We start from the raw sequence: 2,578 nt of genomic DNA on the forward strand, positions 1-2,578 counted from the left end.
TGCAGCCGCAGGACTCGGTCCCGTACGTCTACTTCGTCGCGCCCGACTCACTGAAGCTGTGGATCGGGAAGCTCGTGGCGCGCTGAGCTGATCACAGACACACAAGACCCCCCGCACCGTCCGGTGCGGGGGTTCTCGGTTCAGCCCGTCAGCGCGGCACGAGCCGGCCCCACGCCGAGCCGTTGGCGACGAGCCCGTAGCCGTCTGCTCCACCGTCGCCGAGCAGCGAGACCGGCACGCCCGCGATGGTCGCGGTCGGCCCGAAATCGGTGTCGCCCGGTGCGCTCGCGTGCAAGGTGCCGCTCTGCCCCGCGATGGTCAGGACACCGCCATGGATGGAGGCCGGCACCGAGCCGATCGGCGGTGTACCCACCGGCACGATCGGGTTGTGCACCACAAGCGTGTACGCGCCGTCGTGGGGGACCGGCGACGCTGCGGCGGTGCCCGTGCCCAGTGCGCCGAGGCCCGCGATGGCAGCGGCTCCGGCGAGCGCGACGGTGGCGGTCTTGATCTTGTTGATACCCATTTCTGACTCCTTTGATGATTGATTTGTCTCGGATTGCTCTGTCTGGCTGGCTGTTTCGTTCGCCCTAGCGTGGCGTCAGACTGATCACCACCCCCGTCGGAATCCCGAGGATCAGGGACGGACCGACGTATCCACGGCCGTGCTTGGCGAGTCGGTATTCGATCGCATTGCCCGCCACCTCGACCGTCGCGCCGACTCGCGTCATGTGCATCGGCAGATTCTGGCCGAGGTAGTGCAAACGGCCGTGTGAGACTCTCGCCGGTGCGTGGGCGCCTGCGGTGCTCGTGAGTGTGTACTGGCCGTCAGGGATCGAGGCCGATGCCTGGCCGACGCCGATGGTGCCCAGGGCCACCGCTGCCGAGGCGGCGACAGTCGAGGCGATGACGCGAGTTCGGGTGTTCATTGTTGGCTTCTCCTTGTGTCTTTGTACCGAAATGGGTTGCAGGCCAAGATGATTAGGAGCGGGGCCAGTCAGCTACCGCCTTCCTGGCCCGTGGTCGCCGCCTGAATCTGCGCCTTCGCGAACTGGTCTCCGATGACCAGCCAGACGACGCCCTCCTGCGACGCGTCTGCTTTGGCGCTCTCGACCTGCACCTGCCCGGCCTTGAGCCCCTCGGCCGAAGCAGGGATGCCGTCGCCGACGACGCGGTACGTCCCACCTGGTGCGGTCTCGCAAGCCCCCGCGGCATCCTCGTCGGTGCCGTCACCGGGCCCACCCGCCAGCGTCGGCGGTGTGGCGCTTGTGTCGGCGACCACCTTCCACCACGGGGCCGCGGCGGTCGCGGTGGTCGTCGAGTCAGCGCTGGCCGACCGCTGTGGCTCGGCGACGTAGATGCCGAGGTCGTGTCTGCCCAGCTGCAGCATCGTCACGCGGGCGTCAGGATTGGCCTTGAGTCTTTCGGCGAAGCCGGGCAGCGTGACGGGCGTCCCCTGGATCGCCAGCTCCATCGACGGATCGGAGCCCTCGTGTTCAGCCTTCTCCTTGAGCCTGTCCTTCAGGCTTGCGCCGGTCGTCGCCGTCACCGAGTACGCGGCCGCACTGAGCTGACTGCATGCGTCGATCGGTTCGTCAGCCGGCTGATCCGCCTTCTGTTTGACTTCCTTCGTCTTGTCCCTGACCTGCGCTTTCACCGCTGCCACATTGTCCTGCCCGCCCATCGCATGCAGGCCGTAGGCCACGCCACCACCGATACCCAGCACCGCGACCGCGGCGACGCCGATGAGCGCCTTGGGGATGCGATGGGGTGTCGAAGGCGTCGCTGCACGCACCGGAGTCTCGCTGACCGGGGTCTCCTCGACGATCTCGACGTCGCCCAGGGCGGCCACCTCCTCGGGGGTCAGCGGATGGCCATGCTCATCGACGTACTCGTACTCGTACTCAGGCATCGGAGCCCTCCTTCTTGACACGGCGCACGACCTTCACCTTGGCCGGAGCGGGGGTAGCGGCGGTGTGCGCGGCCGCTGCGGGGGTGGGGGTGGTCGCGGGTGCGGTCCCCTCCGGCCGGATCACACCGCTGCGGCGCAGCGACGCGAACATCGACGGGAACAGGCTCGGCATCACAACGAGGCTGCCGAGCAGCAGCGAAACACCGCCCGCGATCCACAAATTCTGAAAGACGTGCATCGCCGCCGAAACACCCTCGCGGACAAGAAGAAATGCGACACCATAGCCAACCGAGATCAGCAGCAGGATCGGGATCGAGCAGCGGCGCAGGTAACCGCCGGAGACGCTGGACGCACTCTGCGCCACCTGGCGCAGGAACTCGGCGTCAGCGTCGCCGCGCCCGGCCTGAGCCGCCGCGTTCGCGGTGGCCGCGGGGACGCCGATGACGCCGCGGCTCCATAGGCGACCGCAGAAGAACACCAGCGACGCCGACGCGGCGATGCTCGCGTACTCGGCCATCGGCCCTTGTCCGACGGCCCACACCAACATCCCCAACCCGCCAAAGAGGAGCAGGGTGGCGACGATGCGGATGATCTCGCCCGCACCGGTCTGGATGTGGACGTTGACGGGTTGCGGTGTGCTCATTTCAGTAGTCCTCCTCGTCATGG

4 protein-coding genes are annotated in these 2,578 nt (G+C 67.7%); all 4 read right to left on the reverse strand.

Annotated elements, in window-relative coordinates:
• Window positions 1–148: 148 nt before the first annotated feature.
• The 4 genes from A5777_RS02755 to A5777_RS02770 all read right to left on the reverse strand — a co-directional run bounded on the left by A5777_RS02755 (window position 149) and on the right by A5777_RS02770 (window position 2,555).
• Entirely contained in the window at window positions 149–526 is a 378-nt protein-coding gene (locus tag A5777_RS02755) for a hypothetical protein (RefSeq protein ID WP_064861543.1), read from the reverse strand.
• Window positions 527–590: 64 nt separating this feature from the next.
• Window positions 591–929: a hypothetical protein gene (locus tag A5777_RS02760; protein ID WP_064861544.1), complete on the reverse strand. Its 339-nt coding sequence runs from the start codon at window positions 927–929 to the stop codon at window positions 591–593.
• A gap of 68 nt (window positions 930–997) precedes the next feature.
• A complete protein-coding gene (locus A5777_RS02765; protein ID WP_064861545.1) occupies window positions 998–1,912 on the reverse strand; it encodes a hypothetical protein in 915 nt (304 codons plus the stop codon).
• A complete protein-coding gene (locus tag A5777_RS02770; protein WP_064861546.1) occupies window positions 1,905–2,555 on the reverse strand; it encodes a hypothetical protein in 651 nt (216 codons plus the stop codon). The genes A5777_RS02765 and A5777_RS02770 overlap by 8 nt, the downstream gene beginning before the upstream one ends.
• Window positions 2,556–2,578 lie beyond the last annotated feature (23 nt).

The organism is Gordonia sp. 852002-10350_SCH5691597 (assembly GCF_001665715.1).
GTDB classification, from domain to species: domain Bacteria; phylum Actinomycetota; class Actinomycetes; order Mycobacteriales; family Mycobacteriaceae; genus Gordonia; species Gordonia sputi.

Excerpts from the sequence above, each read along its gene's own strand:
- A5777_RS02755 (WP_064861543.1), bottom strand. The coding sequence starts at position 526 with ATGGGTATCAACAAGATCAAGACCGCCACCGTCGCGCTCGCCGGAGCC.
- A5777_RS02760 (WP_064861544.1), bottom strand. The coding sequence starts at position 929 with ATGAACACCCGAACTCGCGTCATCGCCTCGACTGTCGCCGCCTCGGCA.
- A5777_RS02765 (WP_064861545.1), bottom strand. The coding sequence starts at position 1,912 with ATGCCTGAGTACGAGTACGAGTACGTCGATGAGCATGGCCATCCGCTG.
- A5777_RS02770 (WP_064861546.1), bottom strand. The coding sequence starts at position 2,555 with ATGAGCACACCGCAACCCGTCAACGTCCACATCCAGACCGGTGCGGGC.